Here is an 18,571-nt window from a genome sequence, read left to right as displayed (position 1 = left end):
TGTTGGTTTCTTTGTGTGGTTTTTCTCATTCTTCTACGTTTTTTTGGCTTTGTTTTGAGCTTGATAAGCTTTTGCAGTTATTATCGTTTATCGCAGTTCTAACTGCTTCCTTTCATCAAGGTATTAGTTTTTTTCAATAAAAATCATAAGGTTATAACTATCCTTTGCCTTAAAAAATCGCTGTAATCACTTTAGTAACAGCGCCTTAGTCGCATACTGCAAGCCATTAGTCTGAAGGGTTGGGTTATGCGTAACTAAATGAAATATTTCAAAGTATTTTAAGGTTTTTTTCTTCCACTTTTCCCCACAGAAATCAGGATCTTCGCGCTAAGCCTTGTTTTTACTGGATCTATCATGATCAAACAAAGGGGTTTTCACCTTGACAAGCTTTCTTCTGCGGCCCTAAACTGTACATCAGTGGGAAATTGTGGGTATTTGTGGATCAAATATCAGGATCAAACAACAATAAAGTGGGATTAATATGTTCCGTGGGTCGTTTTCTTTAACATTGGATGATAAGGGTCGGTTAGCGCTTCCAACGCGTTACCGTGATGCCTTATTTGCTGATGCAGAAGGTGCCATGGTTTGTACTATTCACACCAAAGATCCTTGTTTACTGCTGTATCCATTACCTGAATGGGAAGATGTTGCGGAACAGCTGCAGCGTTTATCCAACCAAAACCCACAAGAGTTGCGCTTTAAACGTTTATTGATAGGCCACGCGTCGGATTGTGACATGGATAAAAGCGGCCGCATTCTATTACCTGCGCCACTAAGAAGCCATGCCAGCCTGACAAAAAACATCCGTTTAGTCGGACAACTTAACAAATTCGAGATCTGGGACGAAGACACCTGGAATAAACGTGTTGCCGAAGATATGGCAATTGAACGTGATATGTCCGTCGACGCTGAGATCTCCGAACGGCTGCAGGATTTTGTACTCTGATGGATCAAAGCGCCCATATCTCCGTACTATTGGCCGAGACCATAGACGGATTAGCCATTAAACCCGACGGGATTTATCTCGACGGTACTTTTGGCCGCGGTGGTCACAGCAGAGTGATCTTGTCTAAATTAGGCGAACAAGGCCGTTTATACGGTATTGACCGCGACCCGGCTGCTATTGCTGCCGCCCAGCCTTTATTGGCCGACCCTCGTTTTTCTATTACCCACAGTCCTTTTGCTGCATTAGCCCAAATTGCTGAAGACAAAGGCATTACCGGCAAAGTAGACGGTATATTGTTGGATTTAGGTGTGTCCTCTCCTCAACTGGATGATGCTGAACGTGGCTTCAGCTTTATGCGTGATGGCCCACTGGATATGCGTATGGATCCAACATCAGGTATTTCTGCTGCCGACTGGCTGGCAAAAGCTGATGTGGAAGACATTACTTTTGTGTTGCGTGAATACGGCGAAGAAAAATCAGCCTGGCGTATAGCCAATGCCATAGTCGACAGCCGCAGTGAGCAGCCACTGACCCGCACAGCTCAGTTGGCCAGCTTAATCAGCACCGTGGTACCAAAAAGCCATAAAGAGAAAAAACATCCTGCGACCCGCAGCTTTCAGGGCATTCGGATTTATATCAACAGTGAGCTGGACCAGATCAAAACTGCGCTGGATGCTGCTGTGCATGTATTAAAACCTGGTGGCCGTTTAACGGTGATCAGCTTCCATTCGCTGGAAGATCGGATGGTAAAGCAGTTTATGCGTTTAAAAAGCAAAGGCGCCGCCATTCCTAAAGGTTTGCCATTAACGCAAGACCAACTGAACCTGTACACACCATTAAAGCTGATTGGCAAAGCCATTATGCCGTCTGATGCTGAACTGGAACACAACGTCAGAGCCCGTAGCGCTGTATTACGTATTGCGGAGAAAACCGCATGAGCGCCATCAAACTGAACCGTCTGATCATCGGCGATATCTGGCAACACAAGTTTTTGCTGGTGCTGATGTTGTGTTGTTTAGGTTCAGCTTTGGCCGTGGTGGAGTTCACTCATATGAACCGCCAACTGACGATGCACGAAGATAAAATACTGCAACATCGCGACACCCTGGAAATGGAGTGGCGCAACTTATTGCTGGAGCAGAGGGCCTTGTCTGAACACAGCAGGGTGGAAGAGCTGGCAGCGACCAAACTGAATATGGTCAGGCCCAGCGGCCCGCAAGATGTGGTGGTGCAGGAACCATGATAAAGAAACCAGCAGCACCTAAAAAGCAGGCGAAAAAGAATCAACAGCCGACTGTCATCAGTTGGCGTTTTGCTTTTGTAATTGTGTCCTTATTTGCGGTATTCAGCGGCCTGATTATCCGTGCAGCTTATTTGCAGGTGTTAGAACCTGAAATGCTGTTGGAACAGGGCGATATGCGCACCTTGCGGGTGAAATCTGACGCTGCCATGCGTGGTATGATTTTAGACCGTAACGGTGAAGAACTGGCGGTCAGCGTTCCTGTGCAGTCCATTTGGGCTGACCCACAACTGGTGCTGCGCAGCAGACACAAAATTGATGAACGCCGTTGGCATGCGCTGGCTGATATGCTGCAAATCAGCCCGCAGCAACTGTCGGATAAGATTGGTGCCGATGACTCCAAACGTTTTGTCTATCTGCAACGTCAGGCTAGTCCTGCCACAGTGGATTACATTAAACAGCTAAAAATTCCGGGCATTGCCTTTCAGCAGGAATCACGCCGTTATTATCCGGCCGGTGAAGTCACTGCGCATTTGTTAGGTTTTACCAATGTGGATGATCAGGGCATGGAAGGCATTGAACGTCAGTTTAACGACGTTTTAACCGGCAAACCTGCACTCAAAACTATACGTAAAGATGCCAAAGGCCGTGAAATTGAAGTGCTGTCACAAACCGATGGTCAGGCATCCAATAATATTCAACTGAGTATCGACCAGCGTATTCAGGCTGTGGCTTACCGTGAGCTGAAAAAAGCTGTGATGCAGTTTGGTGCTACCTCTGGCTCTGTTGTCGTAGTGGATGTGCATAACGGTGAAGTGCTGGCCTTGGCCAATGCACCTTCGTACAACCCGAACAACAGAAAAAATACCGACAGCAACAGATACCGTAACCGCGCTATTACCGATACCTTCGAGCCAGGTTCAACCATTAAACCTTTGCCTGTTTTAGCGGCTCTGGAGAATGGCACTGCCACTATGGATACAGTCATTTCAACTGGTTATGGCCCGGTTCGTATCGGTGGTCGTTTAGTGCGGGATATCAATGGTTATGGCGATTTGGACTTAACCGGCATTATGCGCAAATCCAGTAACATAGGTGTGACCCGCTTAGCTTTAGGTCTGCCGACCGACAAGTTCCTCGATATGTATTACAAGATGGGCGTGGGCTCTGAAACGGGTTTAGGCCTGACAGGTGAAACCCCTGGTGTGTTACGTGAACAACGCCGTTGGGGTGAGCATGCGTTAGCCACCATTTCTTTTGGTTATAGCTTTACCGTAAACGCAGTACAGCTGGCCCGCATTTACGCCACTATCGCCAATGGCGGTGTGTCTTACCCATTGTCTATTTTCAAAAGTGATAAAAAGCCTTTAGGTGAACGTGTCGTCAGCGAACAACATGCCGACAATATGGTTGCCATGTTAGAAGCTGTGGTTGGCCCTGGCGGCAGTGCGAAAAAAGCCGCTGTTCCAGGTTATCGCGTAGGTGGTAAAACAGGGACGGCGAAAAAGGCCGGTATCCGTGGTTACAGCGATGATTACATTGGCTCTTTTGCCGGTATAGCACCTATTTCAAATCCTCGAATTGCTGTGGTGGTTATTATCAACGAACCAAGCGGCGATTATTACTACGGTGGTGAAGTCGCTGCTCCTGTGTTCTCCGCTGTATCGGGCGCTGCGATGCAGTTATTAAATATCGCACCTGATGCAAACGATAGCCGTATTACCAAAGTCAGTGAGGTGCCCAATGCAGGCTAACTCACTCCAGCTATGGCTGACTCCTTTTGCAATCCAGCTGCCAGGCTCCGTGGCAGCTTTGCCATTACAGGGTCTGCGTATCAACAGCGCTGAAGTACAAAGCGGTGATGTGTTTCTGGCTTTGCCAGGCACTAAAACTCATGGCAATCAGTTTGTTGAAAAAGCCTTAGCCGCAGGTGCTGTATTGGTACTGACTGATACTCAGAGCGCGCTGAATGATGAGCGTATTGTGGTTGTAAATAAGCTAGTTGAATTGCTGCCTGTTTTAGCTGCTGCTTTTTATCCACATCAGGTGCAGCAACTTGTGGGTATTACCGGCACCAACGGTAAATCCAGTACTGCTATTTTTGTCAATCAGCTTGCTGTGTTGTTACAACAACAAGCCGCTGTGATTGGCACTTTGGGCTATGGCGATTACCGTAGCCTGACCGCTTTGAATAACACCACCCCTCATCTGGTGGATATTCACCGTATTCTTGCGACTGAAGCCGCTAAAGGCTGTGCTTTGGTGGCTATGGAAGTATCTTCTCATGCCTTAGTGCAACAACGTGTAGCTGGTTTGCAGTTTGAAGTGGCTGTGTTTACCAATTTAACCCGCGATCACCTGGATTATCACGGCACTATGCAAGCCTACGGCGAAGCCAAGGCTTTGCTGTTTAAAGCTGATTTAGCCAAAAAAGCTGTGATTAATGTCTCCGATGAGTTTGGTCGCCAATTAGCAGCTGACTGCACTCTTCCTGTACTGGCTTATGGTCAGTTCAAAGATTGCCAGGGCTATAGCGAGTATTTGGCTTACGACCAACTGGAAATTACCCCACTGGGTTATCAGTTCCGTTTAAGCAGCCATTTAGGTCAACAGCTGTTGCAGCTTAAAGTGCTGGGTGAATTTAATATTCAAAACGTATTGGCTGCTTTTGGTGCCATGCTGCAATTAGGCCATAGCTTTGAGGCTTTAGTGGGTGCTGCAGAGCAATTATGCAGTGTGCCGGGCCGTATCGAACAGTTTTATCAAGCCCATCGCAAAGTGATGGCTGTGGTGGATTATGCCCATACGCCTGATGCGCTGGAGCAAACTTTAATAGCCGTTCGTAACCATTGTCAGGGCCAGCTTTGGGTGGTCTTTGGTTGTGGTGGCGACCGCGATAAAGGCAAACGACCTTTAATGGGTGCTATCGCGGAGCGGTTGGCGGATCAGTTAATTATTACTGCCGACAATCCACGCACTGAAGATGTGATGGCGATTTGTCTGGATATAGCTGCAGGTTGCACAGAGCAGCAGTATCAGCTGATCACCGACCGTAAGACGGCGATACGCACTGCTTTAGAACAAGCCAAGGCTGGTGATCTGGTATTGATCGCCGGTAAAGGCCACGAAGATTATCAAATCATTGGCCATGAAGTTTTACCCTACGACGAACGTGCCTTTGTCCGACAACTGGTGACGGAGACTGCTTTATGATCCCTTTACAAACAAAAGAAATAGCACAGTTAGTGCAGGGACAACTGGTTGGCGCTGATATTCAAATTCAGAGCGTCAGCACAGACAGCCGCAATATTACTCAAGGCGATTTGTTTATTGCCTTAAAAGGCCCGAACTTTGATGGTCATCAGTTTGCTGCTGATGTGATCAGCAAAGGCGCTGTGGCTTTGATTGTTGATCAGCAACTGCCTGTGGCAGTGCCGCAAATTATCGTTGCTGACACCCGCTTAGCTTTAGGGGCTTTAGGCGCGGCAGTGAAACAAAAGGTCAATCCTAAATCTGTGGCTGTGACTGGCAGTGTCGGTAAAACCACAGTCAAAGAAATGATGGCCGCTATTTTGGACCGCATTGGCAATGTGCTGGCGACCGCAGGCAACTTTAATAACGATATTGGTGCGCCTTTAACCTTATTACGTTTAACAGAGCAGCATCAGTACGCTGTGATGGAGCTGGGTGCCAATCATTTAGGTGAAATTGCTTACACTTCTTCGTTGGTGAAACCTGAAGTCTCTATTATCACCAATGTGGCGGCAGCCCATCTGGAAGGTTTTGGTGACTTGTTTGGTGTAGCTCGTGCCAAAGGCGAAATTTATGGCTCTTTAGGTGCTGATGGCGTTGCTATAGTGCCATTGGACAGCGAGTTTTCTGATTATTGGTTAAAGCGTCTGCAGGATAAAACTGTCTTGACCTTCAGCAGCACTCAGGCGGCCGATTTTACCGCTGAACATATAGTGCTGAATGAGCAAGGTTGTGCCAGCTTTGATTTAGTTTGTCCACAAGGCCGGATTTTTATTCAGCTGGTGTTACCTGGTAAACATAACGTGGCCAACGCTTTAGCAGCAGCTGCTGCTACTTTGACTTTAGGTGCCAGCCTGACCGATGTGCAGTTAGGTTTAGCGGCAATGAAGCCTGTCAAAGGCCGCATTAATGTCACAGTAGCCAGCGACAAATTACGTTTGATTGACGATACCTACAACGCGAATTCTGAATCCACTAAGGCCGCTATCGACTTATTGGCTACTTATCCGGGCTTCAGAGTATTGGTGTTTGGCGATATGGGCGAACTGGGCGCTGATGCCCGTTTGTACCATGAAGAAGTAGGTTTATACGCCAAACAAAAGGGGATTAATCTGTTATTCACCCTGGGTGTGTTATCACAGAGCGCCAGTGATTTATTTAACGGCCAAGGGGCCCATTTTAGTTCCCGTCAGCAACTGATCCAAAAGTTAAGCCCGATCCTTGATGAACAGTCGAGTAGCACCGTACTGGTCAAAGGTTCGCGCAGCGCCAAAATGGAATTGGTCGTGCAGGACTTGCTAGAAAGATGTCAGCAGGAGATCAGCTCATGTTAGTGTGGTTAGCCGAGTATTTAACTCAATATATCAATGCCTTTAACGTATTCAGTTACCTGACCTTCAGGTCTATTCTGGGTATTCTAACGGCCTTAATGCTGAGCCTGTATTTTGGCCCCAAGCTGATCGCTAAGTTACAACAACTGCAAATTGGTCAAACCGTACGGGATGATGGCCCACAAAGCCATTTCTCGAAAAAAGGCACCCCTACTATGGGCGGTTTGCTGATTTTAGGTTCAGTGCTGACCAGTATTCTGTTATGGGCCGACTTGGCGAATAAATACGTTTGGGTGGTGATTTTTACGCTGATCAGCTTTGGCTGGATTGGTTTTATTGATGACTATCGCAAAGTAGTGCGTAAGGATCCGAAGGGCCTGATCGCTAAGTGGAAATACTTCTGGCAGTCCTTGTTTGCTGTGGCTATCGCATTTTTCCTCTATGCCTCGGCAGAACGTCCGGCTGAGACTAGTTTAGTGGTGCCATTTATTAAAGATGTGCTGCCACAGCTGGGTTTTATCTTTATTGCTTTGTGTTACTTCGTCATTGTGGGTACCAGCAACGCGGTGAATTTAACCGATGGTTTAGACGGTTTAGCCATAGTGCCAACCATTATGGTGGCCTTTGCTTTTGCCATCATCGCTTACGCCAGCGGTAACGTGAATTTTGCCAATTATCTGAATATTCCTTATCTGCCTCACGCCAGTGAACTGGTGGTGGTTTGTGCTGCGCTAGTCGGCGCTGGCCTGGGTTTCCTTTGGTTTAATACCTATCCGGCTCAGGTCTTTATGGGCGATGTAGGTTCTTTAGCTTTAGGTGCAGTGCTGGGCGTGATTGCCATTTTAGTCCGTCAGGAAATTGTGCTCTTTATTATGGGCGGCGTTTTTGTGATGGAAACTGTGTCTGTGATTTTGCAGGTTGGTTCTTACAAATTACGCGGCCAGCGGATTTTCCGTATGGCGCCTATTCATCACCACTACGAATTAAAAGGCTGGCCTGAACCTCGCGTTATTGTGCGGTTCTGGATTTTGTCCGTCATTTTTGTGCTGATTGGTTTAGCTACTTTAAAACTGAGATAAAAAATGAACGCTAAGTTGTTCCAGGGAAAACGTGTTGCTGTGATAGGACTAGGCCTTTCAGGTCTGGCCACAGTACGCTTTTTGCTGAAACAAGGCGTGAAACCAGTTTTGATGGATACCCGCTTAAAAGTGTCAGGGCTGGAACAGATCCCAACTGACAAAGTGGACGGTATTTATTTAGGTGAACTGGACGCCAACCGTTTAGCTCATATGGACGTGTTGGTAGTCAGCCCTGGCTTAGACCCTAAACATCCGGCTATACGTTTTGCCTTGGCACAAGGTGCTCATCTGATTGGTGATGTGGAACTATTTGCACTGCAAAATCAGAAACCTGTACTGGCTATTACCGGCGCCAATGGCAAGTCGACTGTCACCAGTTTAACTGCTCATATGCTGCAATGTTCTGGCTTACGGGCTGTAGCAGCCGGCAATATTGGTTTGCCTATTCTGGATGCGCTGCAAAGCGATGCTGATGTGTTTGTACTTGAGCTGTCGAGCTTCCAGCTGGATACCACTCATTCTTTACAAAGCAAAGCCGCCTGTATTCTCAATGTGACTGAAGATCATATGGACAGATACGGCACTATGGCCGCTTATGCTGCTTCAAAACAACGGGTGTATCAGGGCACGGATCTGGCGATTTACAATAAAGCCGATGGCTTAACTACACCAAAAACTTCGGTGCCTGCTCTGGCTTTAGATTTAGCAGGTGCAGACTACGGTGTGGTTCAGCATCAGGGCGAAAGCTGGTTGTTAGTTGTAGCAGAGCCTCTAATGCCAGTGCGTGAAATGACCATAGTGGGTTTGCATAACCAGTTTAATGCGTTGGCCAGCTGTGCTTTAGCTTTAGCTGCCGGAGCAAGCCGCGAAGGCTTAGTCAAAGCGCTGCAGACCTTTACCTCATTACCGCACCGTTGCCAGTTAGTGTTGGATCAAAAAGGCGTACGTTGGGTCAACGACTCCAAAGCCACCAATGTCGGCGCAACGCTAGCTGCTATTGACGGTTTACGCTCTGAAGTAAGAGGCAAATTGATTTTAATTGCAGGCGGTGATGGCAAAGGTGCAGATTTCAGTGAATTGGCCACAGTGCTGAATCGTGATGTCGATCACTTAATTACTTTAGGCCAGGACGGTCCTGCGATAGCTGCGTTAAAAGCGGGCAGCTTTGAAGTGAAAGATTTAATGGCAGCAGTGAAAACTGCGGCTCAACTGGCCACTGCTGATGATTTGGTGTTGTTATCACCTGCCTGTGCCAGCTTAGATATGTTTAAAAATTACGAAGACCGTGGCCAGCAGTTTGCTGCAGCTGTGCAGAAGGTGTGGTTATGAAGCAAATGCTGCTGAACCTGATCCCTTCACCCACTGAAGCCATAGCTCAGTGGTGGCAACGCGATGAAGCCAACAGCTACGATAAGCTGTTTTTGGTGTTGCTGGCGTTGGTGATTGGTGTTGGCATTATTATGGTCACTAGTGCTTCAGTGCCTGTGGCAGAGCGCTTACATGGCAATCCTATGCATTTTACTATCCGTCACATGGTGTATCTGGTGATAGGTTTAGGTGTGTCTTATGTGGTACTGAATGTACCTGTGTCCTGGTGGCATACAACCAATATCTTATTGCTGATGCTGGCCTTGGTGTTATTGATTGCAGTCTTGCTGGTGGGTCGCAATGTCAATGGATCAACCCGTTGGCTGGCGTTAGGCCCAATCAATATTCAGGCGGCTGAACCAGCCAAATTATTCTTTTTTGTCTACTTGTCCAGCTACTTGGTTCGTAAGCATGAAGAAGTGCGGGAAAACATCAAAGGCTTTATCAAACCTTTGATCATTATGTTTATTCTGGCTGTTTTACTGCTGATGCAACCAGACCTGGGTACAGTCATTGTGATGTTTGCCACTTCAGTGGTGTTGCTGTTTCTGGCTGGCGCTAAGTTATGGCAGTTTTTCTGCCTAATTTTCACAGGTCTTGCAGCTATTGGTGTGCTGATTTTATACAGCGAATACCGCTGGCGCCGTGTAACTTCGTTTTTAGACCCATGGGCCGATCCTTTTGGCAGCGGTTATCAGTTAACGCAATCTTTGATGGCGTTTGGCCGTGGTAGCTGGTTTGGGCAAGGCCTGGGCAACAGCGTACAAAAACTTGAGTATTTACCAGAAGCTCATACCGACTTTATCTTCGCGGTGATTGCAGAAGAAACCGGCCTGATAGGTGTGTTTGTGATTTTAAGCTTGCTGTTTTTACTGGTCAGCCGTGCTTTGTGGATTGGCAACAAAGCTTTGTTTAAAGGCATGAGCTTTCACGGCTTTTTAGCTTATGCGCTGGCGATTTGGATTGGTTTTCAAACCTGCGTTAATGTAGGTGTGGCAAGCGGCGTCTTGCCAACTAAAGGTTTAACTTTGCCTTTTGTCAGTTCTGGCGGTAGTAGCTTAATCATTATGTTAGTAGCCGCAGCTTTGTTAATCCGTATTGATTTTGAAGTACGACTGAAAGGTCGTCACGCCATCAGCGGGGGTCCTCATGCCTGAGCTGATGCAGACTACTGACAAACCGCAAAAAACAGCGCTGATTATGGCAGGCGGCACTGGTGGCCATATTTTCCCGGCTAAAGCTGTGGCTGAACTGTTAAAGCAACAAGGCTGGAACATTCATTGGCTGGGTACAGCGGATCGAATGGAAGCGACTTTAGTGCCGCAGTTTGGTTTCCCGTTTCATAGCATTGCAGTGGCTGGTTTACGCGGCAAAGGCTTAAAAAGCTTAGTCAAAGCGCCGCTGATGTTATGGCGCTCCATCAGTCAGGCCCGTGCTTTAGTCAAGCAACTGAACCCTGAACTGGTGTTAGGTTTTGGTGGTTATGCCAGTGGACCTGGTGGCTTAGCCGCCTGGTTAGCGGGTAAGCCTTTAATAGTGCATGAGCAAAATGCAGTGGCAGGCACCACCAACAGATTATTGGCTCGTATTGCCAAAAAAGTATTAGTGGCTTTTCCACAGGCCTTTGCCGATCGCAAAGACAGATTAGTAGTGGGTAATCCTGTGCGTGCTGAAGTGCTGGCTGTGTCGGGTCAAAAGCAACTGCAGGCGTCAACACCAAGCTTAAAAGTATTAGTGATAGGTGGCAGTTTAGGTGCTCAGGTGTTTAACCAGCAATTACCTGCTCTGTTTGCACAAGCATCTCAGACTGGTGTGCTGGAAATAAGGCATCAGACGGGTAAGGCGATGGAGCAGCAAGTGCAACAGGCTTATGCCGCTTTGCCTGAATTAAAGGCCAGTGCCAGTGCATTTATTGAAGACATGGCTGCTGCTTATACCTGGGCTGATTTAGTGATTTGCCGCGCTGGTGCTTTAACTGTATCCGAAGTGGCTTGTGCCGGCGTAGCTGCGGTTTTTGTGCCTTTGCCATCTGCTATTGACGATCATCAGACGGCCAACGCCAGCTGGTTAGTGCAAAAACAAGGGGCGGTATTACTGCCACAAAGCGAATTCAGTAAAGGTGCTTTGTTGCCTTTACTCCAGTCCTGGTTGCAGGACAAAAGTGCACTGCGTCATTTGGCAAATAATGCCCGCAGAACAGCAATAGATGATGCCGCAGAACACGTTGTTAGAGTCTGTGGTGAAGTGATAGGTAAGACTAAATGAGCAATACAAAACAACAAAATAAAAATGCTATGCGCAGAGTAGAGCGGATCCACTTCGTTGGGATCGGCGGCGCTGGTATGGGTGGTATTGCCGAAGTATTAGTCAATGAAGGTTATAAAGTTTCGGGTTCAGATATAGCACCAAACCCTGTGGTCGATCGTTTAGCGTCGTTAGGTGCCTGTATTGTGATTGGCCATAAAGCTGAAAACATCGAAGGCGCCAGTGTTGTTGTTGTCTCCAGTGCTATTAAAACCGATAACCCGGAAGTGGCTGCTGCTATTGAACACCGTATTCCTGTGGTGCGCCGTGCTGAAATGCTGGCTGAATTAATGCGTTTCCGCCATGGTATTGCTATCGCTGGTACCCACGGTAAAACCACCACTACCAGCTTAATCGCCTCTATTTTTGCGGAAGCTGGCACTGATCCTACCTTTGTCATTGGTGGCTTACTGAATTCTGCAGGTACCAACGCACGTCTTGGTGCTGGCCGCTATTTAATTGCCGAAGCGGACGAGAGCGACGCCTCTTTCCTGCATTTACAGCCTATGGCGTCAGTGATCACCAATATCGAACCTGACCATATGGAAACTTATCAGGGTGACTTTGAAAAAATGAAAGCCACCTATCTGGAGTTTTGCCATAACCTGCCATTTTATGGTGTCGCTGTGATGTGTATCGACGATGCCGTCGTTCGTGAGCTGATCCTACAAATTGGCCGTTTTGTCATTACCTATGGTTTTAGCGAAGATGCAGATTATGTCATCAGCGACTTCGGTCAAACCGGTACTCAAAGCCATTTTGTTATTACCGATAAAAACGGTGTTGCCAGCCAGATTGAACTGAATTTAGCCGGTCGTCATAATGCGCTGAATGCTACAGCTGCTTTTGCCGTGGCCAAAGATGAAGGTATAGCAACGGATTCCATTTTAGCTGCACTGAAAAAATTCGAAGGCATAGGCCGTCGTTTTGAACAGTACGGTGAGTTTGAGACAGGCCGTGGCAAAGTGCTGCTGGTCGATGACTATGGTCACCATCCAAGCGAAGTGGCTGCCACTTTAGCTGCGGCGCGTAACGCCTGGCCGGAGCGCCGTATCGTCATGGCTTATCAGCCACACCGTTACACCAGAACCCGTGATTTATATGAAGACTTCGCCAAAGTGCTGTCTTCTGTCGATTTATTGTTATTGCTTGAAGTTTATGCCGCAGGCGAAGCCGCTATTCCTGGCGCAGACAGCCGCAGTTTATGCCGCTCTATCCGTGCCCGCGGTCAATTGGACCCTATTTATGTAGCGACGCCTGCCGATTTACCCGCTGCTTTAGCTGACGTGTTGCAGGACGGTGATGTGTTACTGACTCAGGGCGCGGGCAATATAGGTGCGCTGGCCAAACAACTGGCAGCGTCTAAATTAGCAATTTCTGCATTAAAACCAAACGAGGGAGCTTGAAGTATGAGCAGCAAATTTGGCAAAGTGGCTGTAATGTTTGGTGGAACCTCGGCAGAACGTGAAGTGTCATTACGTTCAGGTGCCGCTGTGCTGGCCGCTTTGCAAAAGCAAGGTGTCGACGCCCATGCTTTTGATCCAAAAGATCAGCCGTTAAGTGCTTTAACTGCAGCTGGTTTTGATCGTGTATTTATAGTACTGCATGGCCGTGGTGGTGAAGACGGTACTATGCAAGGTGCTTTGCAGCTGATGGGCTTACCTTACACAGGTAGCCGCGTCTTAGGTTCAGCCCTGGCGATGGATAAAATCCGCTGCAAATGGCTGTTTCAGGCACAAGGGTTACCTACAGCAAAATTTTTAGTGGCTGAAGCTGGAAAACAACTGAATTATCAGGATATTTTGCAGCAATTAGCTGGTAAAGTGATGGTTAAACCAGCGAATGAAGGTTCCAGTATCGGCATGAGTGCAGCAAGCACTGCACAAGAGCTGGAACAGGCCTTAGCTGTGGCATGTAAATACGATTCTGATGTACTGGTTGAACAGTGGATCCAGGGCCGCGAATTTACAGTGACTGTATTAAACGGTAAGGCACTGCCAATAGTTGAAATGCGTACTCCCCGTTCTTTTTATGACTATGAAGCCAAGTATCAGTCCAATAGCACTGAATACCTTTGTCCTGCGCCTTTAACAGCCGATCAGACTGCCTTTTTGCAACAAGTTGCAGCCGCTGCCTTTACTGCTGTTGGTGCGTCAGGCTGGGGTCGTGTCGATGCGATGCTGGACGAGCAGGGTAATTTCTATCTGCTGGAAGTGAATACTGTGCCAGGCATGACGGAGAAGTCATTGGTGCCTATGGCGGCTAAAGCAGCGGGTTTAAGTTTTGAGCAGTTAGTGCTGCAGATTTTAGAACAGACCTTATGACCAAAAACGGCAAGACAGTGAGCGCACCTATTAACAAAGCCTTCTGGGCTGGTGTCGCCTTTTTCTGCTTTGCCGTCTGGTTTGTCAGCTGGTTAGGTTATCAGATCTGGCTTTGGAGTCAGGATCAACAAAGTGCACCTATCCAGCAAGTGAAGGTCTATGGCGATTTTTCTCAGATTGAAGCTGCAGGTTTAAACCAAAAGCTGCAACAACAGTATCTGGGTAACTTTTTTAATTTGAACGTGGATCAGGTGCAGCTGTTTCTGCAGCAACAACCCTGGGTAGCTCAGGCAGCCGTGCGCAAACAATGGCCTGATACGCTCGTGGTGGTGGTGACTGAACATAAGCCAGTCGCGGTATGGAATGACCACTATTTACTCAATCAACAAGGTCAGATCTTTGTCGCTCCTGTTGCTGAACTAAAGCAGCCATTGCCAAAGTTACAAGGTCCGGACGGGGCCGAGCAGGATGCACTGACCATGTTCAATCAATTGAATCAAATGCTGACCGTCCATCAGCATGCAGCAACAGGACTCACAGTGTCAGCCCGTCAGGCCTGGCAACTGAATTTAGCAGAGGGCATTCAACTGACTCTGGGCCGTGAAGATACGGCAAAGCGGGTGCAGCGGTTTATCGATTTGTACCCTGTGATTAGTAAACATAAAACTCAGGCAGTCGCCGAAGTTGATTTGCGTTATGACACAGGCGTCGCTGTACGTTGGGTCGAAGCGCCAGAACAAAGAGAACAAGATGACAAAGTCGACAGAACGTGATCTTATCGTTGGCTTAGATATAGGCACAGCACAGGTAAAAGCCTTAGTGGGCGAAATTACCGCTGACAATCAGTTAAGTATTGTTGGTGTGGGCACTCATGTAGCCCGTGGTATGGACAAAGGTGGTGTCAACGATCTGAACCTGGTGGTGCAGTCTGTGCGCCGCGCCGTGGAAGAAGCCGAACTGATGGCCGATTGCCGCGTGTCTTCTGTGTATTTAGGTATTACCGGCAAACATATTCGTTGCCAGAACGAAAGTGGCATGGTGCCAATCAATGATGCCGAAGTGACAGCTGAAGATGTGATTAACGTCATTCATGCCGCCAAGTCAGTGCCTATTTCGGCTGAGCGTCGCATGTTGCATGTGCTGCCACAGGAATTTTCAGTCGACATGCAGGAAGGCATTAAAAGCCCAATCGGCATGTCAGGGGTGCGGATGGAAGCCAAGGCTCACATCATCACCTGCGCCAATGATATGGCAAAAAATATCGAAAAATGTGCTGAGCGCTGCGAGTTGCATGTCGACCAGCTGATTTTCTCTTCATTGGCATCAAGCTATGCGGTGCTGACGGATGATGAAAAAGAGCTGGGTGTCTGCGTCGTTGATATGGGCGGCGGCACTATAGATATCTCGGTCTTTACCAATGGTGCTTTACGCCATACCGCAGTGATCCCTGTGGCTGGTAATCAGGTCACCAGCGATATTGCCAAAATCTTCCGCACGCCTTTAGGCCACGCCGAAGATATCAAAGTGCAATACGCCTGTGCACTGCGCAGCATGGTAGGTAAAGAAGAAAACATTGAAGTGCCAAGCGTGGGCGGTCGTCCGGCCCGCAGCATGTCACGCCATACCCTGGCAGAAGTGGTAGAGCCACGCTATCAGGAATTGTTTGAACTGGTGCTGGAAGAAATCCGCAGCTCTGGTCTGGAAGAACAAATTGCCGCAGGCATAGTGCTGACCGGTGGTACCGCCAAAATGGAAGGTGCCATTGAGTTTGCTGAAGATGTGTTCCAGATGCCGGTGCGGTTGGGTTACCCGATTGGCATTACAGGTTTAAGAGAATATGTACAGGACCCGGCCTACGCCAGCGTCGTGGGTTTATTGATTTACGGAAAAGACATGCGGACCCAGCAGAAAAAAGCTGTTGCTGCCCGCGAGTCGGTCGGCGGCATGGTGAAACGTCTCACCAGCTGGTTTAAAGGCGAATTTTAACTTTTTTGAGTAAGCGTACTAAAACGGAGAGAGAGCTATGTTTGAGTTAATGGAAAACCACAGCGAAGAAGCTGTCATTAAAGTAATAGGTGTTGGTGGTGGTGGCGGTAACGCTGTTGAGTATATGGTTGCAAGCAACATCGAAGGTGTTGAGTTTATTGCTGCCAATACTGATGCGCAGGCGCTGCGTAACTCTTCTGCCCATATGACCCTGCAACTGGGTGCTGGCGTCACTAAAGGTTTAGGTGCTGGTGCTAACCCTGATGTAGGCCGTCGTTCTGCAGAAGAAGACCGTGAAACGATCAAGAAAACGCTGCAAGGCGCGGACATGATCTTTATCGCTGCCGGTATGGGTGGTGGTACTGGTACTGGTGCTGCTCCGATAGTGGCTGAAGTGGCTCGTGAAATGGGTATCCTGACTGTGGCTGTTGTGACTAAGCCATTCCCGTTCGAAGGCAAAAAGCGTTCTGCTTATGCAGACGAAGGTATTGCTGAGCTGGCAAAACATGTTGACTCACTGATCACTATTCCTAACGACAAGTTATTAAAAGTCTTAGGCAAAGGCACTAGTTTGCTGGATGCGTTCAAAGCGGCTAACAACGTGTTGTTAGGTGCAGTGCAAGGTATCGCTGAGCTGATCACTCGTCCTGGTCTGATTAACGTCGACTTCGCCGACGTGCGTACAGTGATGTCTGAAATGGGTACTGCCATGATGGGTACTGGCCGTGCATCAGGTCCGGACCGTGCAGAAGAAGCCGCTGAACAAGCGATTTCCAGCCCGTTACTGGAAGATATCGATTTATCAGGTGCTAAGGGTATTCTGGTGAATATCACTGCTGGCCTGGATATCAGCATTGAAGAGTTTGAAACTGTTGGTAATGCTGTTAAAGCATTTGCTTCAGAAAATGCTACTGTTGTAGTAGGTGCCGTTATTGATCCTGACATGTCTGATGAACTTCGTGTCACTGTGGTTGCCACAGGTATAGGTGCAGAGCGTAAGCCTGACATTAGCCTGGTGCCAAATCACCGTCATGAACCAGTTCGTTCAGCGCACGTTTATGGCAATGCTGGTACAAGCTATTCGCATCATCAGGGTAACGCCGCCCGTGACATGTCACAGGTGCAATTAGAAGCCCCTGCTGTGCAAAGTAAGCCAGTAGCGGAGAAACAAGCGAACATCGATATTTTCGATATTCCTGCGTTTTTACGTAAACAAGCTGACTAATTTTTAGTCAGCTTACAAAAGGCTCAAAGGTTGGCATAGCTGATTAGCTATGTTATGCTTCGCCGCCATTTTGGATTTGTTCAATATTTGAACAGGAAAAAATATGATTAAACAACGTACCATTGCAAAATCAATCAGCTCGATCGGGGTGGGTTTACACAAGGGAGAAAAGGTTACGCTTACTCTCCGGCCTGCTCCTGATAATACCGGTATCGTCTTCCGGCGTGTCGATCTGAACCCGATCGTTGATTTTAAAGTCACCCCTGAATTAGTGGGCGACACTGTGATGTGTACGTGTTTGATCAACGATGACGGCGTGCGCCTGTCCACCACTGAGCATTTAATGGCTGCGGTGGCTGGTTTAGGTATCGATAACCTGTTTATCGAAGTGGACTCTGCTGAGATTCCAATTATGGATGGCAGTGCCAACCCTTTTGTTTACCTGTTACTGGAAGCCGGTATCAGCGAACAGAAAAAAGCCAAAAAGTTTATCCGCATTAAGCAAAAAGTACGGGTTGAAGACGGTGACAAGTGGGCTGAGTTTGTGCCACATCACGGTTTCCGTATGGATTTTTCCATCGATTTCGATCACCCTGTGATTTCTGAAACCAAACAGCGCATGAAGCTCGACTTCTCAGCTGCGTCTTTTATTAAAGATATCAGCCGTGCCCGTACTTTTGGTTTCCTGCAGGACATTGAATATTTACGCGCCAATAATCTGGCATTAGGCGGCAGCTTTGATAACGCCGTAGTGCTGGATGAGTTCCGGGTGTTAAACCAGGACGGTCTGCGTTACGAAGACGAATTTATCAAACACAAAATTCTGGATGCAATCGGTGATTTATACATGGCCGGTTACAGCATTCTGGGCGAGTTCCGTTCTTATAAAACGGGCCACGCTTTAAATAACCAGTTATTGTCTGCAGTACTTGCTGAACAGGCGAACTGGGAATTTGTTAGCTTCGACAAAGAAGCGCAAATGCCGATATCATACTTAGCACCTCAATTGGCCTAAGTCTTGGGGGCAGGGCGAGGCTTTTGAGCCAGCTCTGCCAGCCTTTGTAGTTTCTGCTTTAACTCACCTTCACTGTTTTGTGCTAAAGCCAGTAAATACACCGCAGCTTGTTCAGAGATTTTAGGTCCTTCAGTTTTGATTTCTTCCGCTTTGACATATTGCAGCTGGGTATTGGGTGAGACTTCAATGTCGATACCTGCCAAATCCGGCAAGATTTTCTGGCGGAAATTGTCTAGAATGGCCTCTCTTTGCATTTTCAGCCGGGTCGCCCAGGCGGGCGATTGGCACAAAATAACTAAGCGACCCGCTTTTATGGTACTAATTTTGCAAAAACCGGATGGATCCAGTTGCAGAAACTGCGCTAATTCGGTATTAAGTTGGCGCAACAGATCGGCGTGCTGCATGGTCGACAACAAAGAGCTTTGTTGCAGCAACTGACTTAGATCCACTGGTTTCTGAGAATAGCGCGCCATCTTAACTTATGAATTTATACTGAGGTTG

General features: G+C 47.8%; 17 protein-coding genes. 16 read left to right on the top strand and 1 reads right to left on the bottom strand.

Annotated elements, in window-relative coordinates:
* Positions 1 to 481: 481 nt before the first annotated feature.
* The 16 genes from mraZ to lpxC all read left to right on the top strand — a co-directional run bounded on the left by mraZ (position 482) and on the right by lpxC (position 18,070).
* Complete coding sequence (mraZ, locus tag OM978_RS18535) at positions 482 to 946, top strand: division/cell wall cluster transcriptional repressor MraZ (protein ID WP_264343799.1); 465 nt, start codon at positions 482 to 484, stop codon at positions 944 to 946.
* Positions 946 to 1,884, top strand: a complete 939-nt coding sequence (rsmH, locus tag OM978_RS18530) for a 16S rRNA (cytosine(1402)-N(4))-methyltransferase RsmH (protein WP_264343798.1) — start codon at positions 946 to 948, stop codon at positions 1,882 to 1,884. The genes mraZ and rsmH overlap by 1 nt, the downstream gene beginning before the upstream one ends.
* Positions 1,881 to 2,189, top strand: coding sequence for a cell division protein FtsL (gene ftsL / locus OM978_RS18525; protein WP_264343797.1), 309 nt, complete (start codon positions 1,881 to 1,883; stop codon positions 2,187 to 2,189). Before rsmH ends, ftsL begins: the two co-directional genes overlap by 4 nt.
* The gene (locus OM978_RS18520) at positions 2,186 to 3,940 is read left to right on the top strand and encodes a penicillin-binding transpeptidase domain-containing protein (protein WP_264343796.1); all 1,755 of its coding nucleotides are present in this window, start codon (positions 2,186 to 2,188) and stop codon (positions 3,938 to 3,940) included. The genes ftsL and OM978_RS18520 overlap by 4 nt, the downstream gene beginning before the upstream one ends.
* Positions 3,930 to 5,399: a UDP-N-acetylmuramoyl-L-alanyl-D-glutamate--2,6-diaminopimelate ligase gene (locus OM978_RS18515; RefSeq protein WP_264343795.1), complete on the top strand. Its 1,470-nt coding sequence runs from the start codon at positions 3,930 to 3,932 to the stop codon at positions 5,397 to 5,399. The genes OM978_RS18520 and OM978_RS18515 overlap by 11 nt, the downstream gene beginning before the upstream one ends.
* Positions 5,396 to 6,772: a UDP-N-acetylmuramoyl-tripeptide--D-alanyl-D-alanine ligase gene (locus tag OM978_RS18510; protein WP_264343794.1), complete on the top strand. Its 1,377-nt coding sequence runs from the start codon at positions 5,396 to 5,398 to the stop codon at positions 6,770 to 6,772. Before OM978_RS18515 ends, OM978_RS18510 begins: the two co-directional genes overlap by 4 nt.
* Positions 6,766 to 7,848: a phospho-N-acetylmuramoyl-pentapeptide-transferase gene (mraY, locus tag OM978_RS18505; RefSeq protein ID WP_233008054.1), complete on the top strand. Its 1,083-nt coding sequence runs from the start codon at positions 6,766 to 6,768 to the stop codon at positions 7,846 to 7,848. Before OM978_RS18510 ends, mraY begins: the two co-directional genes overlap by 7 nt.
* 3 nt (positions 7,849 to 7,851) lie before the next feature.
* Entirely contained in the window at positions 7,852 to 9,177 is a 1,326-nt protein-coding gene (gene murD, locus OM978_RS18500; RefSeq protein ID WP_264343793.1) for a UDP-N-acetylmuramoyl-L-alanine--D-glutamate ligase, read from the top strand.
* Positions 9,174 to 10,373, top strand: coding sequence for a cell division protein FtsW (gene ftsW, locus OM978_RS18495; protein WP_264343792.1), 1,200 nt, complete (start codon positions 9,174 to 9,176; stop codon positions 10,371 to 10,373). The genes murD and ftsW overlap by 4 nt, the downstream gene beginning before the upstream one ends.
* Positions 10,366 to 11,481: an undecaprenyldiphospho-muramoylpentapeptide beta-N-acetylglucosaminyltransferase gene (gene murG, locus OM978_RS18490; RefSeq protein WP_264343791.1), complete on the top strand. Its 1,116-nt coding sequence runs from the start codon at positions 10,366 to 10,368 to the stop codon at positions 11,479 to 11,481. The genes ftsW and murG overlap by 8 nt, the downstream gene beginning before the upstream one ends.
* Complete coding sequence (gene murC, locus OM978_RS18485; RefSeq protein WP_264343789.1) at positions 11,478 to 12,926, top strand: UDP-N-acetylmuramate--L-alanine ligase; 1,449 nt, start codon at positions 11,478 to 11,480, stop codon at positions 12,924 to 12,926. The genes murG and murC overlap by 4 nt, the downstream gene beginning before the upstream one ends.
* 3 nt (positions 12,927 to 12,929) lie before the next feature.
* A complete protein-coding gene (locus tag OM978_RS18480; RefSeq protein ID WP_264343788.1) occupies positions 12,930 to 13,844 on the top strand; it encodes a D-alanine--D-alanine ligase in 915 nt (304 codons plus the stop codon).
* A gap of 17 nt (positions 13,845 to 13,861) precedes the next feature.
* Positions 13,862 to 14,617, top strand: coding sequence for a cell division protein FtsQ/DivIB (locus OM978_RS18475; protein WP_264343787.1), 756 nt, complete (start codon positions 13,862 to 13,864; stop codon positions 14,615 to 14,617).
* Positions 14,595 to 15,830: a cell division protein FtsA gene (ftsA, locus tag OM978_RS18470; RefSeq protein WP_053424145.1), complete on the top strand. Its 1,236-nt coding sequence runs from the start codon at positions 14,595 to 14,597 to the stop codon at positions 15,828 to 15,830. The genes OM978_RS18475 and ftsA overlap by 23 nt, the downstream gene beginning before the upstream one ends.
* Positions 15,831 to 15,867: 37 nt before the next feature.
* Positions 15,868 to 17,055, top strand: coding sequence for a cell division protein FtsZ (ftsZ, locus tag OM978_RS18465; RefSeq protein WP_264343786.1), 1,188 nt, complete (start codon positions 15,868 to 15,870; stop codon positions 17,053 to 17,055).
* Between the two features lie 103 nt (positions 17,056 to 17,158).
* Positions 17,159 to 18,070: a UDP-3-O-acyl-N-acetylglucosamine deacetylase gene (lpxC, locus tag OM978_RS18460; protein WP_264343785.1), complete on the top strand. Its 912-nt coding sequence runs from the start codon at positions 17,159 to 17,161 to the stop codon at positions 18,068 to 18,070.
* Here the strand turns inward: lpxC and OM978_RS18455 are convergent.
* On the bottom strand, positions 18,067 to 18,543 hold the full coding sequence (locus OM978_RS18455) for a DUF721 domain-containing protein (protein ID WP_264343784.1): 477 nt from the start codon (positions 18,541 to 18,543) through the stop codon (positions 18,067 to 18,069). The two genes, lpxC and OM978_RS18455, sit on opposite strands and share 4 nt — an antisense overlap.
* Positions 18,544 to 18,571: the final 28 nt, after the last annotated feature.

Source organism: Rheinheimera sp. MM224 (assembly GCF_947090785.1).
In the GTDB taxonomy this organism is placed as follows: domain Bacteria; phylum Pseudomonadota; class Gammaproteobacteria; order Enterobacterales; family Alteromonadaceae; genus Pararheinheimera.
This window is presented reverse-complemented; position numbering and strand designations above follow the sequence as displayed.